The organism is Opitutus terrae PB90-1 (assembly GCF_000019965.1).
Lineage (GTDB): Bacteria > Verrucomicrobiota > Verrucomicrobiia > Opitutales > Opitutaceae > Opitutus > Opitutus terrae.
In genome coordinates, this window is sequence record NC_010571.1 from 4633017 (window position 1) to 4650007 (window position 16991).

The following is a 16991-nucleotide window of genomic DNA, read 5'->3' on the forward strand; positions in this document are numbered from 1 at the left end:
CCCGACGTTCGCGCTCCCCGCGCTCGACTCAGGCCTTGTTCGCCAGCGCGCGCTGGTCGGCAAACACCTCGCGCAGCGCGAGGCTGAGCTTGTCCTGCAACGCCTGCAGTTCGCGGTAACGCGCGACGTTCGCCTTGTTCGGCGTGCACCGCGTCGACTCGTCCAGCGCCACCGTGCCCGTGGTGAAATCCGTCAGCTTTGCCTTCTTGTTGCCGTCGCGGATCGCCACGCACCACGCGGCCTGCAACGCGCCGCCAAGCGCCGCGCCTTCATCCTCGACCATGCCGACCACCGGCACGCCGAAGATGTCCGCCATCATCTGCCGCCAGAACGGCGACTTCGAGCCGCCGCCCGTGACGCGAATTTCCTTCGCCTTCACCCCGAGCGTTGCGAGCCGGCGCAGACCGTAGTTCATGCCCATGGTCACGCCCTCCATCGCGGCACGGTTCAGGTGCGCTGCGTTGAAGGTTTTCTGGTTCAACCCGAAGAACACGCCCGAGCCGTCCGGCACGTTCGGCGTGCGCTCGCCGGCCAGATACGGCAGCAGGATCAGCCCGTTCGCACCCGCCGGCGCTTTCGCCGCGGAATCGTCGAGCGCGCGCACGTCGAGCCCGAACAGCGTGCGGATCTGCTCCGTCACGGTCGTGACATTCATCGTGCAGAGCAATGGCAGCCAGCCGCCGGTCGACGAGCAGAACGCCGCGATCTCGCCCTGCGGATCAATCACCGGCTTGCTCGCGAACGCGTAAATCGTGCCGCTCGTGCCGAAGCTCGCCGTCACCACGCCCGGCGCCACGTTGCCGGTGCCGATCGCGCCCATCATGTTGTCGCCACCGCCGGCGCTGACGACCACGTCAGTCGAGAGTCCGTATTTCGCCGCCAGCTCCGCGCGCAGCGTGCCTGCGGCTTGATGCGATTCGGAAATCGGCGGCAGGTAGTCGGCCAGCTTCCGATCGATCGCAGCGATCACGTCCTTCGACCACTTGCGCGTCCGCACGTCCATCATCGCCGTGCCCGAAGCGTCGCCGAACTCCATGAAGTAATTCCCGGTGAGGTGGAAATTGAGATAGTCGTGCGGCAGCAGCACGTGCCGGAGCTTCTTGTAGTTCTCGGGCTCGTGGCGCTTCAGCCAGAGGATTTTCGGCGCGGTGAATCCCGGCAGAATCAGATTGCCGGTCTTCCTGATCGCCGCCTTCGGCCCGCCGAGTTTTTTCGTGATGATCGCGCATTCCGGCGCCGTGCTCGTATCGCACCAGAGTTTCGCCGGCCGGATGACTGCGCCGTTCTCGTCCAGCGGCACAAAGCCGTGCTGCTGGCCGGACACGCCGATCCCGCGCACGCGCTTCGCCTGCTCGGCCCCGATCTTCGCCACCACCTCGCCGATCACGAAGTCGAGCGCGGAGGTCCAATCCTCCGGGTGCTGCTCCATGTGCCCAACGGGCAGCCCTTCGATCAACTGGTGAGGCGCGCGCGCCTCCGCCACGACCTTGCGGGTCTCGAGATCGAGGACGATCGCTTTGACACTCTGTGTGCCGGAATCAATGCCGATGAAGAGGCTCATAGTCGGTAAGGTGATTGGGGAACCTGAGCGGTTGTTTTCGCCAGCCCCGGCGCGCACCGCAAAGCGAAACTGCGGCAAACATTAGCCCGGTACGCATCCCACCCGCTAGGACCCGCTCAGTTTCTCATCAATGCCCGTTGGATCGACTCGATCAACGCCTTCGGTCCGCATGGTTTCGGCAGGATGTCGCTGAGCCCGAGCTCAGCCAGCTCGCCGTCACCCGCGTGGGAATCCAGCCCGCTGGTGGCGATGACTTTGAGCTGCGGATTGAGCAACCGCAGCGCCCGAATCAGCGCCGCGCCCCCCATCTGGGGCATCATCATGTCGGTCAGCAGCAACTGCACGTTGTCGCGCTGATCCAGAAAAGCCGTCACCGCTTCCTTGCCGTCCGTCGCCGTCACGACGCGATAGTTCTGTTTCACCAGCACGTGCCGGGTGGCATCGCGAATCGGCTCCTCGTCATCGACCACTAGGATCAGCTCGCCGTGGCCCAGCGGCAACGGCTCAGCCGGTTCGGCCGCGGGTTCCGCCACCTCGGCCCGCGACGCGGGCAGGTAGACGCGGAAGTCGCTGCCCTTCCCCGCCTCGCTCGACACGTTCACAAACCCGCCGTGGCTGCGCACGATTCCGAGCACGGTCGAAAGCCCCAGCCCCGTGCCGCGGCCCAGGTCCTTCGTCGTGAAGAACGGATCGAAGATTCGCTCCATGATCTCCGGGGTCATGCCGACGCCGGTGTCCTTCACCGACAGCATCACGTAAGAGCCTGGCGGGGCGTCATGCGGCAACTGCGCATCGCCCGCCACGAATTCGACGTTCACCGCGCTGATCGCGAGCGTCCCGCCGTGCGGCATGGCGTCGCGTGCATTCACGCAGAGGTTCACCAACACCTGGTGCAGTTGGGTCGCATCGGCGACCACCGGCCAGAGCTCGCCCTTGGTCTGATCGATCAGCGTGATCTCGCGCGGGAACGTCTCGCGCATGATCCCCATCATCTCCCGCACGAGATGCCGGATCTGCAGGGCAAGCCGCGAGCCTTCGACGCCACGGCTGAAGGTCAGCAACTGCCGGATGATGTCGGCGCCGCGCCGCGCGCTGCGCTCCACCATCGAGAGCATTTCGCGATCGTGCTCGTTGGTGATGTTTTCCTTCAACAGCCCGGCGGCCATCAGCATCGGCGCGAGAATGTTGTTCAAATCGTGCGCCACGCCGCCGGCCAGCGTGCCGATCGCCTCGAGCCGCTGCGCCCGCAGAAACTGCGACTCGAGCTGTTTGCGTTCGGTAATGTCCTGGGCCACCCCGACGATCCGCACCACGCGCCCGGCGCCGTCCTTGACCGGGAACGACCGGTCGTGCACCCAGCGTTCCGTGCCGTCCGGCCGCAAAATTCGATATTGCTCGTCGTAGCCCTCAGGGGTCCCCCCCTGCACGACGCGGCGCAACCGCTCGCGGTCGTCCGCGTGCAGCGTCTGGAGCCACGTCTCCGAATCCCAGTTTACCACCTCCGCGCACGGCCGCCCCCAGATCTTTTCGAAGGCCGGACTCACATAGACGATCCGGATATGGCTGGGGTCGTGAATCCAAAACACCTCGTGGATGTTCTCGACCACCGCGCGGAACCGATCCTCGCTCTCCCTCCGTTGTGCCTCCGCCCGGTTGCGCTCGGTCACGTCCTGCACGGTGGTCACGCGGTAAAGCAGTGCTTCGTTCGCGTCGCGGACCGAGACCAGGTCGACCTGCACCGTGAAGACCGAGCCGTCCTTGCGCACCCTGTTCGCCTGGAATTGCACGCGTCCGTCACGGTCGGCGATCGCCACATTGCGCCGCACGTGTTCCCAATCGCTCGGCACATAGAGGGTCAACACGTCCCGGCCATTCATCTCGGCGACAGTGAAGCCGTGCATCGCGGCAAACGCGGGGTTGCAGGCCAACAAACGATTCGTGGCCGGAATGCCGATCGCGATGCCGTGCGCGCAATGGTTGAACGCATCCGCCCACTGCCGCAGCTCGACCTCGATCTTCGCCTGCTCGTCCAGCTGCCGCTTCAGCCGCGCCATCCACTGCTGCAGCACGCCGTAGAGCAGCAGTGACGTCACCGCCACGAAGGCCCAACCTTTGTAAATCGAGAGCCGGGCCGCCGCAGGGACATCCTGCACGAGGAGCAACACCGCCCAATCTGAAAACGTGATCCAGAGCGCCGCCGCCGCCGCGTAGACCAACGTTGTCCGCAACGCGAAACCGTGAGGGTAGATCCGCATGACCGGGGGTAAACTCGCCGAGCCTTTTTTGGGGGTCGCGGCCCGTCCCGCGTCGATCCTCGCCAAGTCGCTCCGGGCGCCGTCCCGATCGACACCGGCGAGATCTCCAGCCGAAGGGCCGCGCTGATCACCACCCCGGGGGCGGAAGGAGACAAACGAAATAGTTTTGGCGCGCCATCGCTCTTTGCTTGCAATTGCAGAAACGCCAGCGGCGTTCCTGGCCCATGCGACGGCCGTAAGATTTGCTTCCCCCTTGCTCTCGCGGGCTTCCGGCCTCTGTTTGCCCGCGATGGAGCGATCGCCGCTGGTCGAGTTTCAAGAGGTTACCAAACGTTTCGGCGACGGCCCGGCCGTGCTGGAGCAGATTTCGCTCACCGCGGCCGCCGGCGACTTCATCGGCCTGATCGGCCCCAGCGGCTGCGGGAAATCCACGCTACTGCGCCTGATCGCGGGCCTTAGTCCAATCACTCATGGCTCGCTGACCATCGGCGGCCGCTCCCCGGAAGCCGCCGCGGCTGATCTGGCGTTTGTCTTTCAAGAATCGACGCTCCTGCCCTGGCTCAACGTCGCGAAAAACGTCGAAGCGCCGCTCCGACTGCGCCGCATTCCCGGCGGCCAGCGCGTCGCCACCCGCCAGCGCGTACTCGAGCTCGTGGGGCTCGGCGATCGCGGCCCCGCCTACCCGCGACAACTCTCGGGCGGGCAGAAGATGCGCGTGTCGATCGCCCGCGCCCTGGCCCTCGCGCCCCGGCTGCTGCTGCTCGACGAACCGTTCGGCGCGCTGGACGAAATGACGCGCGAGCGGCTCAACGAGGAATTGCTCGCCATTCGCGAGCAGCAGGCGTGGACGGCGTTTTTCGTCACGCACTCCGTCGCCGAGGCGGTGTTCCTCTCGAACCGGATCGTCGTGCTGTCCAGTGCACCCGGCCGGATCGCCGCCGAGGTGCCCGTCGACCTCCCTTATCCCCGCACCGCCGAAACGCGGCTGTCGCGCGCTTATCACGATCTCGTCACCGAGGTCTCCCGCGTGCTCCGCCAAGCAGAATCTCCGCGCCCGGTCGCCTGACCTCTCCGGGCTCAACCCTTCGACAAGCTCAGGGCCTTCGACTCTCATCCCTCAACTCTCAACCCGTTCCCAGTCCACTCGTCTCCTCTCTCAACTCTCAACCCTCATCTCTCAACCTTCCTCCGCTCTCGCCTCATTCGCCCCATGCCCCGCCGCCTGCTACCTTTGCTGCTCACCGTCGCGACGGGCGTCGCGTTCGTGGCGCTGTGGTATGGCGTACACTTCTGGCTCAGCGAGGACAGTCGGTTCCTGCTGCCTGCGCCCGACGCCGTTCTTCGCGCTTTCGGCGAATACCGAACCGATCTCGTTCGCGCCACGCTCAATACCGTTTACGGTGCGCTGCTCGGCTTCGCGCTGGCGATCGGCGTCAGCATCCTCGCTGCGGTGGTACTGTCGCTCTCTCCCATCGTTCGGATCAGCCTGTATCCTTATCTGATGCTGCTGCAGATGACGCCGATCATCATCGCCGCCCCGATCCTGATCCTCTGGGTCGGCCCGGGCCTGCCGAGCGTCGTGTTGATCACGTTCCTGATTTGTTTCTTTCCCTTGGCGGTGAACACCACCCAGGGCCTCGTCTCGACCGACCGCAACCTCGTCGATCTTTTTCGGATGTGGCGCGCATCGCGTTTCCAACAGCTGGTGTTGCTGCGCCTGCCCGCGGCCCTGCCGTATTTCTTCACCGGCTTGCGGATCGCCGCCACGCTCGCGCCGATCGGCGCGCTGGTGGGCGATTACACCGCCGGCAGTTCCGCGGGCGATGGCGGCGGGCTCGGATTTCAAGCCTTGATCTATTCGAGCCAGGCGAAATACGCCGCGCTCTTCGCCACCGCCGCGGTCACGTGCGTGCTCGGCTTCGTCTTCGTCGGCTTCGTGCTCGGCGCAAGCCGGCTCGCGCTTCGTCACTGGCACGACTCCTTCGACCCCGCCGACAAATAGCCGCCGCCCACGACCCAACTTTTCCCGATGAAACGCCCCCTCCCCCTCGCCCTCACCTTCCTCGCCCTCGCCCTCTGGATGCACGGCGCCGATCGACCGCTGACGAAGCTTACCGTCCAACTCGATTGGATGCCCGAGCCGGAGCACGGCGGATTTTACCAGGCGCAGGCGCTCGGTTTCTTCCGCGAGGAGGGACTCGACGTGACGCTCCTGCCCGGCGGGCCCAACGCGCTCGTCATGCCGAAGGTCGCGACCGGACGCGCCGACATCGGTCAGGCCGACAGCACCAACACGCTCCTCCAACAGGCCGAAGGGCTGCCCGTCCTGCAGTTCGCGGCCGTGTTCCAAGACGATCCCTCCGGGCTGCTCGTCAACGCGGCGAGTTCGGTGCATCGGTTCGAGGACCTGCAAGGGAAGACGATCATCGCCCGACCCGAGTGGGCGTTCCTCGCGTTTCTCGAAAAAAAATACCAGCTGAAGTTCGCGGTCGTGCCGCAGACGTTTTCGGTCGCCGCATTTTTGGGCAACAAGGAAGCCATTCAGCAGGGCTACTTCATCGCCGAGCCACATCACATCGTGAAGGCCGGGGGCGAGATGCCCCGCTTCCTGTCGACGTGGGATGCCGGCTTCCGCGCGTACGCCGTGCTGGTCACGAGCCGCAAGTTCGCGCGCGACCATCCCGACGCGCTCCGGGCGTTTGTGCGCGCCTACCTTCGCGGCTGGCGCAGCTACCTCGAGGAAGACCCCACTCCCGCACACGCCGCGTTGAAGGCGGCGAATCCAAGTAACACCGACGAATTCATGGCGTTCTCCCGGCAAAAGATCATCGCCGAGAAACTCGTGACCGGGCGCGATGCGAGCGGCGGCGTCACGCAAATCGGCCGGCTCGATCCCGCACGCTTCGACACGCAGATCCGCCAACTGGAGGAACTCGGCATCCTGAAACCCGGCAAAGTCACCACCGCGCAAGCGATCACGACCGATTTTGTGCCGTAGCCGGGGTCGCCGCCGCTCGCGCGAGAGTACGCCTGCGTGAGAGCGTGGCCGCCCTCGGCCGCTGCTTGGTGCGTTGAGTGCAACGCGCTCCACCTCGATCCTTCGCACCCGCTTGCGTGGGAGCGCGGGAATCCTGCCCGCTCTCTTCCCGCCCCACGTTCGAACGTCGGCTTCGCCCGTTTTGATTTGTCATCCCTCCTGTCGGCCGCGTCCACTCCTCGCCGCGCCGCGACTCCTCCGAGCTCACGGCCCGTCCGATGACTGCTTCTCCCCGTGAACGTTTCTTCGCCCTGCTGCGTGCCGCCGTCGAGTCGCACACGCTGCAAAAGCTCACGCTGGGGAAATACCGCGGCGCCGACGCGTCGCTGCGCAATCTGTTTGTCCGACCGATCACGCTCAAGAGCGGTCCCCATCTGACGTTTCTCTGGCGCCACGCCACCCGCGACGTGACGAAGAACCACCCGCCCGCCGAAGCGCTCGCCGACCTCGATCGGCTTGTCGGCACCGACTTTCTCGACGCGCATCTCTTCACCTCCACCGCGACCGCGCAGCTCGAGTGCCAGCCCGACGGACCCGCCCGCCTGCGAACGAAGAAAATCTCTGGAGCCGCGGCGCCCTCGCCGCCGCCCATCACACATGATCGTTCGAAGTCTCACCTGATTCCGGCCGATGCGCCTTGGCTTCGCGCGCTCGGCGTGACGAACGATCGCGGCCAGCCGCGCGAGGGCATGGCGGACAAGTTCCGCCAGATTCAGAGATTCGCCGAAGTTCTGTCCCACTTGTTGGCCGAATCTGGTCTGGCGAGCGTCGCGCCACACTCGGACCCCTCTCCGGCCACTCAACCCTCAACTCTCAACTCTCAACTCCCTCCGTCCCCCCTCCGGATCGTCGACATGGGCTGCGGCAAGGGCTATCTCACCTTCGCCGTCGCCGCGCTGCTGGGCGAGCGCGCCCGGGTTGTCGGCGTGGAACTCCGGCCCGAGCTCGTCGCGGAGAGCAACCGGATCGCACGGGAGCACCATCTCGATCACTGTCTGCAATTCACCGCGGGCACGATTGCGAGCACCGAACTTTCCGGCATCGACGTGCTGATCGCACTGCACGCGTGCGATACCGCCACTGACGACGCGCTCGCCCAGGGCCTCGCCGCCAACGCCGGGTTGCTCGTCGTCTCGCCCTGCTGCCAGAAGGAACTGCGCCCGCAACTCGCCGCCCCGCGCGTGCTGGCCGACGCGCTGCGTCACGGAATTTTTCAGGAACGCCAGGCCGAGTTCGTCACCGACGCGTTGCGCGCGCAGTTGCTCGAATGGGCGGGTTATCGGACCAAGGTCTTCGAGTTCATCTCCACCGAGCACACGGCGAAGAACCTGATGATCACCGCCGTCAAGGCCCACGCCCCGGGCGACGCCGCCCGTGCCGCGCGCATCCGCGAGTTCGCGGGTTTCTACGGCATCCGCACACAGCGGCTTGCGTCGCATCTCGGCTTCACGCTCGGCTAACGCGTGGCACCGGCGTCTCGCCCGTGATGCCTTCGCACGCAGCCTGTCGCCTCGCCTCTCCGTCTCGCGCTCGCGCCTCTTCGTGGCACGGGCGTCTCGCCCGTGGTCTCTCCGTCGCGCCGTCCCTGCCGCCGGCGCCCGCGTTCCACGCACGGCTGCAGCTGTGCCGGGACGCTCGACGAGCGTCAGACCCGTCTTTGGGATTGGCGAACCGGGCCGGATTGGTGCGGAATTGCGGCCGATGACTTGGGACGAACTCGATTGGCCCGCGCTGGACCGGCTGCGCGACGGATTCTTGCGCGGCGGCGCCGCCAGCGGGCACTACTGGCAAAACGCCTCGGATCTCGCGTCCTATGATTTCACCTACGGGGAGCGGATCGGCTGGAAATGGGACCACGTCTTGCGCGAGCTCCGACTGCGCGGCTGGAGCCCGCGCTCGCGCCGCATCTTCGACTGGGGCTGCGGCAGCGGCATCGCCGGCCGTCGCGTCGTCGAGTTCTTCGGCGCGGCGACCTTCGACGAGTTGCTGCTCTGGGATCACTCGCCCGTCGCGGCCGATTTCGCCGCCGCAGCCGCGAGCCGAGCGTTCCCCTCGCTGCAGGTCTCCCCGGTGACACCGGGGTTTCTCGCCAGCGACGAACCGCTCGGATTGTTGCTGATCAGTCACGTCCTCAACGAACTTTCCGTCGACGCACTCGCCTCCCTGCGCGCGATGTTGGAACGCGCCGACGCCATGCTCTGGGTCGAGCCGGGCACCCACGAGATCAGCCGCCGGCTCGGACAAATTCGCGACGCGTTGCTCCCGACCCACCGCGTCATCGCCCCGTGCACGCACCAGCTCGGATGCCCGATGTTCCGCGATGGCCGCGAACGCGACTGGTGCCACTTCTTCGCCCCGCCACCTGCGGGGATCCACGCGGATTCCGACTGGGTGAAATTCGGTCAGCGCGCCGGTATCGATCTCCGCAGCCTGCCCTACGCATTCTTCGCGACGGAACGCACCGCCGCTTCCACCGACGCACCCGCGTCGATCGCGCGCGCCGGAGAAACTCCCGTGCCAGCCGAATCGGTGGAGCTTTCGCGCGTGATCGGCCGAGCCGAACATTTCAAGCCCTACGCGCGCGTGCTCAGCTGCGACGCCGCCGGCCTGGCCGATCTCGAACTCCCGAAGCGCGCCGATCCCGCGCTCTTCAAGCAGCTCGAGCGCACGAAATCTCCGCTGCTCTACCACTGGCATCGCGAGGGAAACAAAATCGTCGGTGGCGAACCGCTGGCGGAATAGCAGCTCCGCCAGCGCAGCCCGCCGCGACGAGTGAAATGGAGATGCGCCCCGGCCGCATCCGCTCTAGATGGAGACGCGACGCCCTCGTCGCGTCTGCGGCGACAAGGGCGTCGCCGCTCGAATTCATTGCCGCCGATGTAGCCGGGCTCGCTGAGCCCGGCCGCCGAGGTCAGCGACCTCGGCTACAACACCAGTCACCAGCCCAGCGGCGACTCCGGATTCCGCCTACTTCAGTTCGCGGAGCTTGATCGCGCGATAGCTCACGACGTCGCCGTGATCCTGCAGCGCGAGGTGGCCGCGCGCGAGCGAAGCGAATTTTTCCCAATGCTTGAATTTGCTGGCGGCGATCAGCGCCTTTCCCGCCGGACTCGCGAGATCGACGTCGACGATTTGCCGGCCATTCAGCCAGTGCTGCACCCGCCAGCCACTTACCACGATCCGCGCCTGATTCCACTCGCCGACCGGCCGGGTGACGTCCTCCTCGATGCCCTCCAAATCGTAGAGCGCACCGGCGCGATGACTCGCCGGGTGGTTGTCGTGCGCCTTCACGTTGTCGAGCACCTGATACTCGGGTCCGGTCGTGAAGGTGTTCGCCTCGCCCAGACCGACGCGGTAGATCACGCCGCTGTTGGCGCCTTCGGCGACCTTCCATTCCAGCGTCAGCTCGAAATCGCCAAACGCCTCCTGCGTGACCAGGTCGCCCGCCTTGCCGCGCAACACCAGCGCGCCGTCTTCCACGCGCCAGTTCTTGTCTGGCCGCTCGCTCTTGAATCCCCGCCACCCGTCGAGCGAGCTCCCGTCAAATAGCAGCCGCCACCCCTCCCGCGCCTCGTCCTCAGTCAGCGAATTCACGTCGCTCGCGGCCATCCGGCCAACCAATCCGAGAACCAGCATTCCAAGGACGACGGTTTTCATCACTTCGTTCTCTGTCGTCCGGCCGAAAACGCCAGTGCGATTTCCGGCACGCTCTCGGGGTCGGACTACTCTCAACGGGGCAGTTCCCCTCCGTCCCGACTTTGCCGGCAGGGGTCACGATCGCTCGCACCGTTATGCGCAATCCAAGTTTGGTGGTCACCGATGCACTATGGCTACTACAGCTCCACTATTGCTTGCACTAACAGCCCACGTTATCAGAGCCCCATGCTCCAACTCGACAGATTTACCGAAGCACCTGTCCCAATTAAGATCATCATTACGATCGTGTGGGCCGGTGTTTTCTTTGCCGGGCTATGGATCTTGTGGTGGAGAACACCCGCGACCGCCAAAACGCCGGCTCCAGAAGTAACGTCACAGATGTCCGATAGTTCCAGCAAGGTAGTCGCTGGAACAGTGGGCCAAGTTCAGCAAGGCGGAGCCGGCTCGACATTCATCACGCATGTCGCCGTTAATGAGCCAGATTCAGACCGGCAAACACAGGATCTCTATTTCCGCGCGATCTCTCTAGCCCGCGAGATTCTTCAATTCTCGGCAGACCGTCAGAAATCAGAGCCACCGTATGGCCCGCCATCCGACAGGCTCAACTACGAGCGGCAGATTAGCTACTCTCGCACAACTGTCGCGACGTACACTGAACGCTACTCTTGGCGTGTCACAGGAATCCTGGAAGAATTGCGTCGGGAAGGTCTGATCGACAGGAGTCTCGAGTCTAGTAATGCGCATCCCACCAACCCGCTTGGCGTGGAAAGCATTGGGCATGACCTGACAAAGATTTCAGAGCAGTACAGAATTGCCCAGGCCGCTAAGTAGCTCACTCCACCTTGGCAGACGAGTGCTCCTCATCGGGGCAGATTCGCTTTCAGAGCTGCTTTGAAGACGGTCACACTCCTTCCGCAGCGCTTGACTCGATCCCGACGCTATGAAACATCGCCCGTTCACTCTCTCCAACCATGGGCCAACAACTGAACAAGGTCATCAAACGTAAACGCCGCGCCGCCTACTTGAAGCGCAAGAAGGCTCAGGCCAAGACCGCCGCAAAGAAGAAGTAAGCTCGCGCACCCTCCCTTTTTTCCGATCGCGGCCCCGCAGCGTCGGGGCCGTTTTATTTGGGCGTCCTCGACCGCATCAACGGACGCCACCACACACCTCCCTGAATGATCAAGGTCAGTCTGATTTCCCTCGGTTGCGCCAAGAATCTCGTCGATAGCGAGATCATGGTCGGCCACCTGCACCAGGCCGGCATGGCCGTCATCCCCGAGGCCGAGAAGGCCGACGTCGTCATCGTCAACACCTGCTCGTTCATCGATTCCTCCAAGGAGGAGTCGATCGGCCACATCCTCGAAGTCCACCAGCACCGCGGCCTGCGCAAGCGCCGCAAGGAACAGAAGCTCATCGTCGCCGGCTGCATGTCGCAGCGGTTCTCCAAGGACCTCTCCTCCTCGCTGCACGACGAGGTCGACGCGTTCATCGGCCTCGACCAGGTCACCAAGGTCGCCCCGATCATTCAGGAAATCTACGCCCGCGAGCGCACGAAGACCGACGATCCGGTTTCGTTTGTCGAGGGCCGGTCCACCTTCATCCCCGATTACGACACGCCCCGCTTTCGGCTCACGCCGAAGCATTTTGCCTACGTCAAGATCGCCGAGGGCTGCAACCACCCGTGCACGTTCTGCATCATCCCGCAGATCCGCGGCCGGCATCGCAGCCGCACCGTCGAAAGCGTCGTCGCGGAGGTCCGGCAGCTCGTCCGCGAGGGCGTGAAGGAGATCAACCTGATCTCGCAGGACACCACGTTCTTCGGCATGGACACGTGGGAACAGCGGCCGAACCCGCGCACGCCGGTCGATTCCGGCCGCGGCACCGCGCTCACCACCCTGCTCCGCCAGCTCAACGCGATCGAGGGCGATTTCTGGATCCGGCTGCTCTACACGCACCCGGCGCATTGGAGCGACGAACTGATCCGCACCATCGCCGAATGCCCGAAGGTCGCGCGCTACATCGATATTCCGCTCCAGCACATCAGCGACGCGATGCTCAGCCGGATGCAGCGCGAAACCAGCGGTGGCTATATTCGTGATTTGATCGCGCGCATCCGCGCCGGCATTCCCGGCATCGCCGTGCGCACCACGTTCATCGTCGGTTTTCCCGGTGAAACCGACGCCGACGTCGACGAGCTCTGCGCGTTCATCAGCGAGACGAAATTCGAACGGCTCGGCGTCTTTCGCTATTCGCAGGAGGACGGCACGCGCGCCGCGAAAATGCCCGAGCAGCTCTCCGCCAAAACCAAGGAGGCCCGCTGGCACCGCACGATGGCGCTGCAGAAGCAAATCGCCGCCGACGTCAGCAAGACTTACGTCGGCCGAACGCTGCGCGTCCTCGTCGAAGAACCCGGTGTGGCCCGCGGCGAGGCCGACGCGCCGGACATCGACGGTCGCGTCTACGTGCCGCGCGAGTTGCCCGTCGGCGAATTCGCCGACGTGACTGTCACCGGCTATCACGATTACGACCTGCTCGCGCTGCCTCCGGGACAGAAGCCCGCCCAGTGGAAGGTTGCGCGCCAAGCGCAGTGACGCGCCGCAGCGTGCCATGTAGGCCACCTCGTTGAGGTGGTGGGCCAGGTCACCGGCCTAACCGACCGCCGGAGCCAGCGCTGCTAGTTCCGCGTCTCGAACTCTTCCGCCCGGTGCGCCCGGCGCTTTCGTGACCGCGCCGGCTGCGCCGCGTGTCCGTCGCCGGCTTCCGGAGACATGGCGAATGGATGCCGCGACGGCAATTTCGCCACCGCCCGCAAATCGCCATAGCGGCACTCCGCCGCGCGACCGCAGCGCCGGCACAGTGCCTCGAGCTGGCACTGCACGAGTACGTTGAACGCCGCGCACAACTCGTCGCAGTCGCGCCAATGGGCCCGGCGCGTTTTCGGCGGCTCCGTTTCCAGCACCTCGCCGGCGACGAGCTCGAGCGCGCGCTCTCCGGCGTTGAAATACGGCAGATGCGTGGTCAACAGGCACTCGCCTCCGGCGGGCAACGGCGGCGGCGCCGACGTCGCCTGCTGCAGGCCCGCTTCGGCCGGACCGTCGCGCAACAACGACCACAGCTGGTCGAGCGTTTGATCCATTGCGCAGTTGAGGACCTCCGGAGACAACGTCTCCGCGTCTGGGAGCTCGCGAAGCAAAAGATCCCAAGTAGCCTTTTCGGCCGACTGCAGCGACTGACACGCCTCGAGAAAGCGCGGGGTCATGGTCGGAATCGTAAGCGGGAACGGATCCGGGGGCTACGCATCCGTTGCCAATTCCATCATTCAGACAAGCCTATTCGGAGCGGAGAAGGCCCGCTCCGTATCCGCGCATCCCCTGCGGCAGCTACGGCTTCGGCGCACCGTCCGGGGTGCTTTCCCCCGTCGCCGCGGCGGGTTCTGCCGCGGGAGAAGCCGGCGCCGCTGATTCGGCAGGCTTCGTGAACACGACCTGGCGGGCGATCTCGGCAATGTCTGCCGCCGGCAGCACGACCATCCCGCTTCGCCGCCCATTCGCGAGGTGTTGCAGCGTCACGCCGAGGACGGCCCCCTTCGGATCGAACACCGCCGTACTCAGCATGTTTTGCGACAACAGATAGAATCGACGCGGCTTCTCCACGATGCCGATGACCGTGGTTTCCTGCACCAACGGCGTTCGCTGCAAAACCTTCGCAGCGCGGCTCACCACGAAGAAACGATCGAGCACCGCCCCGTCCGCGGCCGTCGCGAGGTCGACATGGGTGAACTTCCTTGGCCCTGCCTCCGCGGTCGCGTCCTCCGGCGCCATGAACGCCAGATCAAGGTCCGCATCCTTTAACACGAATCGCGCCGGCACTTCCGTGCCGTCCGCGAGCCGGAGTTTCACCTGCTTGAAATCCACCCCCAACAGTTCGATCGGCCGGCCCGGCTGCAGCGCCCGCATGCTTTCGAACGCCATCTGCGGATCGACCTCGATGAGCGAGGTGACCGTCAGACCGTTCGGTGCGATCACCACGCCATTCACCTCCACGCGCTGTTCGCGTGGCGGCATTTCCTGGCCGCCGGATTTCACCTTGAGCGTGACCACCAGTTCCACGCCCACGACGGCATCCGCGTAACGCGCCGCGAGCGCGCGACCCGCGGCGGCCGTTTCGGCCGTGGCGGCCGCTGTGCGCGGGGAAAACGCACCGCCGCACAGCAGCGCGACAGCGATGACGAACGAAGGAAAACGTTTCATGATTTCGAGTGGGCGGGTTTCAGGTTGATCTCCACAAAAAGCGTCTGGCCCGCCCGGCGCACGAGCAGCACCCACCAATCGGCCTTGCCGGCCACGGCGCGCTCCCGCTCGCTCCGCAGCTCCGCGACGTTGGTGACGGGCCGCCCGCTGGCGCTCTCGATCACATCGTCGCTGCGCAACCCGGCGAGCGCCGCCCACCCTGCCGGCATCGCACTCTCGACGAGCACGCCTTGCGCGTCGCGCGAAAGTTGCAGCCGCACGCGATCGTCGAACGCGATGTCGTGCACCGAGAACTCCAAATCGGTGTCTTCCCACCACGGCATCTCGGCCGCCGGCGTGGGCTGCGCCTCCAGCAGCACCGGCAACGACCGCGTCTGGCCGTCCCGCCAGATCGTGAACACCGCTGACGTCCCGGCGCGATACTGCCGGATCTGTCGCGCCAGCACGTCCGTATCCTCCGGCCGCCGCGCAGTGACCGGCGCGCCATCGAGCGCGAGCACGACGTCGCCCACTTTCAGCTCGGCCTTTTCGGCCTCCGTGCCCGGATAAATCCGCGTCAGCCGCGCGCCGCCTTCCGCCTTGATTCCGAGCCGGTCGCCCAGCTTCGGTGTCAGCGGCTGCGACGCCGCCCCCAGCCACGCCTTTCGCGCCTGCTGCGTGACGTTGTGATCACTCGTCTCGCGAAGCTCGACGACCGAACTCAGCACCGCTCCATCGCGGCGCACGCTGGCCAGCACGGTCCGCCGGTGATTCGGCGCTGCAGCCAGCAACCGGTCGGTCAACGCACGCAACTCCGCGACGGTCGCGACGGGCTTGCCATCCACCGCCAGCAGCACGTCCTCGCGCCGCAGGATCGGCTCGGCCTGCCCGCAGGGCCCCGCCGGGCGCACGTTTTCCAGCCACACGCCGGCGGTTTCCGGCAGTCGCTGTTCGCGCACGAGTTCGCGCGTCAGGTCCCGCACCACGGCGCCCCAGCCGCGGATCTCGACATCATCGGCCTGCGCCGGCTGGCGTTCCGCCAGCGTGAGCCGAATCGTTTGCGCCGCGCCCTCGCGCGTGAAGTCGATCGCGAAAACGTCGCCCGGCAGTCGGCTCATCTCGAGCCGGTTGAAATGCGCCACCGCCTTTTCCTCCGCACCTTCGATCGGCTGGCCGTCGCAGGCCGTCACCAAATCGCCCGGACGCAGGCCCGCTGCCGCCGCCGGCGAGTTCTCCGCCACGTCGCCGACGATGACGCCGGCGCCTCGGCCGTTCGCCTCGAGTCGCGGCTGCACCGTGATGCCCGACCAGCCGCGCGTCACCCGGCCGCTCTTCCCGAGCTGCGCCGCCACGGCGCGCGCGAGGTTGCCGGGAATCGCTCCGCTCAAGTTGAACACGCCGAGCTCATTGATGCCGACAATCTCGCCGCGGGCGTTCACCAGCGGCCCGCCGCTGTTGCCGCCGAAGATTCGCGCGTCATGCAAAATCCAGCGCACGAGCGTGCCCACGTTTTCCCCGCGCAGCACCATCCGCCCGGCGGTTTGCTCCGGCAGCACGAGCGAAGGATTCGAAACGATGCCGCGCGTGACCGACTGCGAGAGAAACCCCGGACTGCCCAGCGCGAACACCGTGTCGCCCGCGCGCAGCGCATCCGAATCACCAAACGTCGCCGCCACCAGTGCGGGCGCGCCGCTCGGGCGCTGGGACAGGTCCATCTGCAGCACGGCCAGATCGGTCAGCGGATCCTGGCCCTGCAGCTTCGCGTCGATGTGCGAACCATCGAAAAGGTAGCAGCGGAAGTAGTCTCCGTCTTGCGTCACGTGCGCGTTCGTCAGCACGCGGCCCTCGACCGCGATCACCACGCCGCTGCCGGCGGTCCACTGTTTGGTCAGCCGGCCGTCGCTGGGCCGCAGCCGGATCGCTTCGATCCGCACGATCGACGGGAAAATCTTCGCGAGCATCGGATCATGCGTCGGCGTGGTCGCCGCGGTTTCCGTCGGTTTTCCCGTGGCTCCGATCGCCGCGGCGGCGACCGACCACACCGCGCACACGATCAACCCGCTCAGCAGCTTCCGCAACGACGAGGCATCCATGACTTCGTCCGCAGTGACTTGAAATACCATCAACTTGCAAGCGGCAAAACCGACGATCCGGAACGTGTGCTGATGTTCGCCCCGCCAAAACGGGCCGTCGTGGCACGGGCCTCTCGCCCGTGAAGTAGCCCTTGTAAGCCACACGGCCGCACCCAGTGC

At 65.8% G+C, this 16991-nt stretch carries 13 protein-coding genes; 7 read left to right on the forward strand and 6 right to left on the reverse strand.

Annotated features, from left to right (window positions below):
• Nucleotides 1–28: 28 nt before the first annotated feature.
• Together xylB and OTER_RS17985 are read right to left on the reverse strand one after the other, a co-directional pair.
• Nucleotides 29–1561 (reverse strand): xylulokinase, encoded by a 1533-nt coding sequence (xylB, locus tag OTER_RS17980; protein ID WP_012376365.1) that lies wholly within the window; start codon nt 1559–1561, stop codon nt 29–31.
• Nucleotides 1562–1677: 116 nt separating this feature from the next.
• Nucleotides 1678–3816 carry a PAS domain-containing hybrid sensor histidine kinase/response regulator gene (locus OTER_RS17985; protein ID WP_012376366.1) on the reverse strand — a complete coding sequence of 713 codons (2139 nt, stop codon included), beginning with the start codon at nt 3814–3816 and terminating at the stop codon, nt 1678–1680.
• A gap of 184 nt (nt 3817–4000) precedes the next feature.
• Here OTER_RS17985 and OTER_RS17990 point away from each other — a divergent pair, with 184 nt between their 5' ends.
• From OTER_RS17990 to OTER_RS18010, 5 genes are all read left to right on the forward strand, one after another.
• Nucleotides 4001–4882, forward strand: a complete 882-nt coding sequence (locus tag OTER_RS17990) for an ABC transporter ATP-binding protein (protein ID WP_237702385.1) — start codon at nt 4001–4003, stop codon at nt 4880–4882.
• A gap of 144 nt (nt 4883–5026) precedes the next feature.
• A complete protein-coding gene (locus OTER_RS17995) occupies nt 5027–5818 on the forward strand; it encodes an ABC transporter permease (protein WP_012376368.1) in 792 nt (263 codons plus the stop codon).
• Between the two features lie 27 nt (nt 5819–5845).
• Nucleotides 5846–6814, forward strand: a complete 969-nt coding sequence (locus tag OTER_RS18000) for an ABC transporter substrate-binding protein (RefSeq protein ID WP_012376369.1) — start codon at nt 5846–5848, stop codon at nt 6812–6814.
• 257 nt (nt 6815–7071) lie between these two features.
• Complete coding sequence (locus OTER_RS18005) at nt 7072–8313, forward strand: class I SAM-dependent methyltransferase (RefSeq protein WP_012376370.1); 1242 nt, start codon at nt 7072–7074, stop codon at nt 8311–8313.
• Nucleotides 8314–8554: 241 nt separating this feature from the next.
• A complete protein-coding gene (locus tag OTER_RS18010; RefSeq protein ID WP_012376371.1) occupies nt 8555–9595 on the forward strand; it encodes a small ribosomal subunit Rsm22 family protein in 1041 nt (346 codons plus the stop codon).
• A 225-nt stretch (nt 9596–9820) separates the two neighbouring features.
• On the opposite strand, the gene OTER_RS18015 is transcribed toward OTER_RS18010, so the two are convergent.
• Complete coding sequence (locus OTER_RS18015) at nt 9821–10510, reverse strand: 3-keto-disaccharide hydrolase (RefSeq protein ID WP_052300426.1); 690 nt, start codon at nt 10508–10510, stop codon at nt 9821–9823.
• Between the two features lie 225 nt (nt 10511–10735).
• Between OTER_RS18015 and OTER_RS18020 the strand changes: the two genes are divergently transcribed.
• Nucleotides 10736–11341: a hypothetical protein gene (locus tag OTER_RS18020; protein ID WP_044891867.1), complete on the forward strand. Its 606-nt coding sequence runs from the start codon at nt 10736–10738 to the stop codon at nt 11339–11341.
• A gap of 344 nt (nt 11342–11685) precedes the next feature.
• Entirely contained in the window at nt 11686–13101 is a 1416-nt protein-coding gene (rimO, locus tag OTER_RS18025) for a 30S ribosomal protein S12 methylthiotransferase RimO (protein ID WP_012376374.1), read from the forward strand.
• A gap of 83 nt (nt 13102–13184) precedes the next feature.
• On the opposite strand, the gene OTER_RS18030 is transcribed toward rimO, so the two are convergent.
• The 3 genes from OTER_RS18030 to OTER_RS18040 all read right to left on the reverse strand — a co-directional run bounded on the left by OTER_RS18030 (nt 13185) and on the right by OTER_RS18040 (nt 16862).
• The gene (locus OTER_RS18030) at nt 13185–13769 is read right to left on the reverse strand and encodes a hypothetical protein (RefSeq protein ID WP_012376375.1); all 585 of its coding nucleotides are present in this window, start codon (nt 13767–13769) and stop codon (nt 13185–13187) included.
• 121 nt (nt 13770–13890) lie between these two features.
• Nucleotides 13891–14760, reverse strand: a complete 870-nt coding sequence (locus tag OTER_RS18035; RefSeq protein ID WP_012376376.1) for a S1 family serine peptidase — start codon at nt 14758–14760, stop codon at nt 13891–13893.
• On the reverse strand, nt 14757–16862 hold the full coding sequence (locus tag OTER_RS18040) for a PDZ domain-containing protein (protein WP_012376377.1): 2106 nt from the start codon (nt 16860–16862) through the stop codon (nt 14757–14759). The genes OTER_RS18035 and OTER_RS18040 overlap by 4 nt, the downstream gene beginning before the upstream one ends.
• Nucleotides 16863–16991 lie beyond the last annotated feature (129 nt).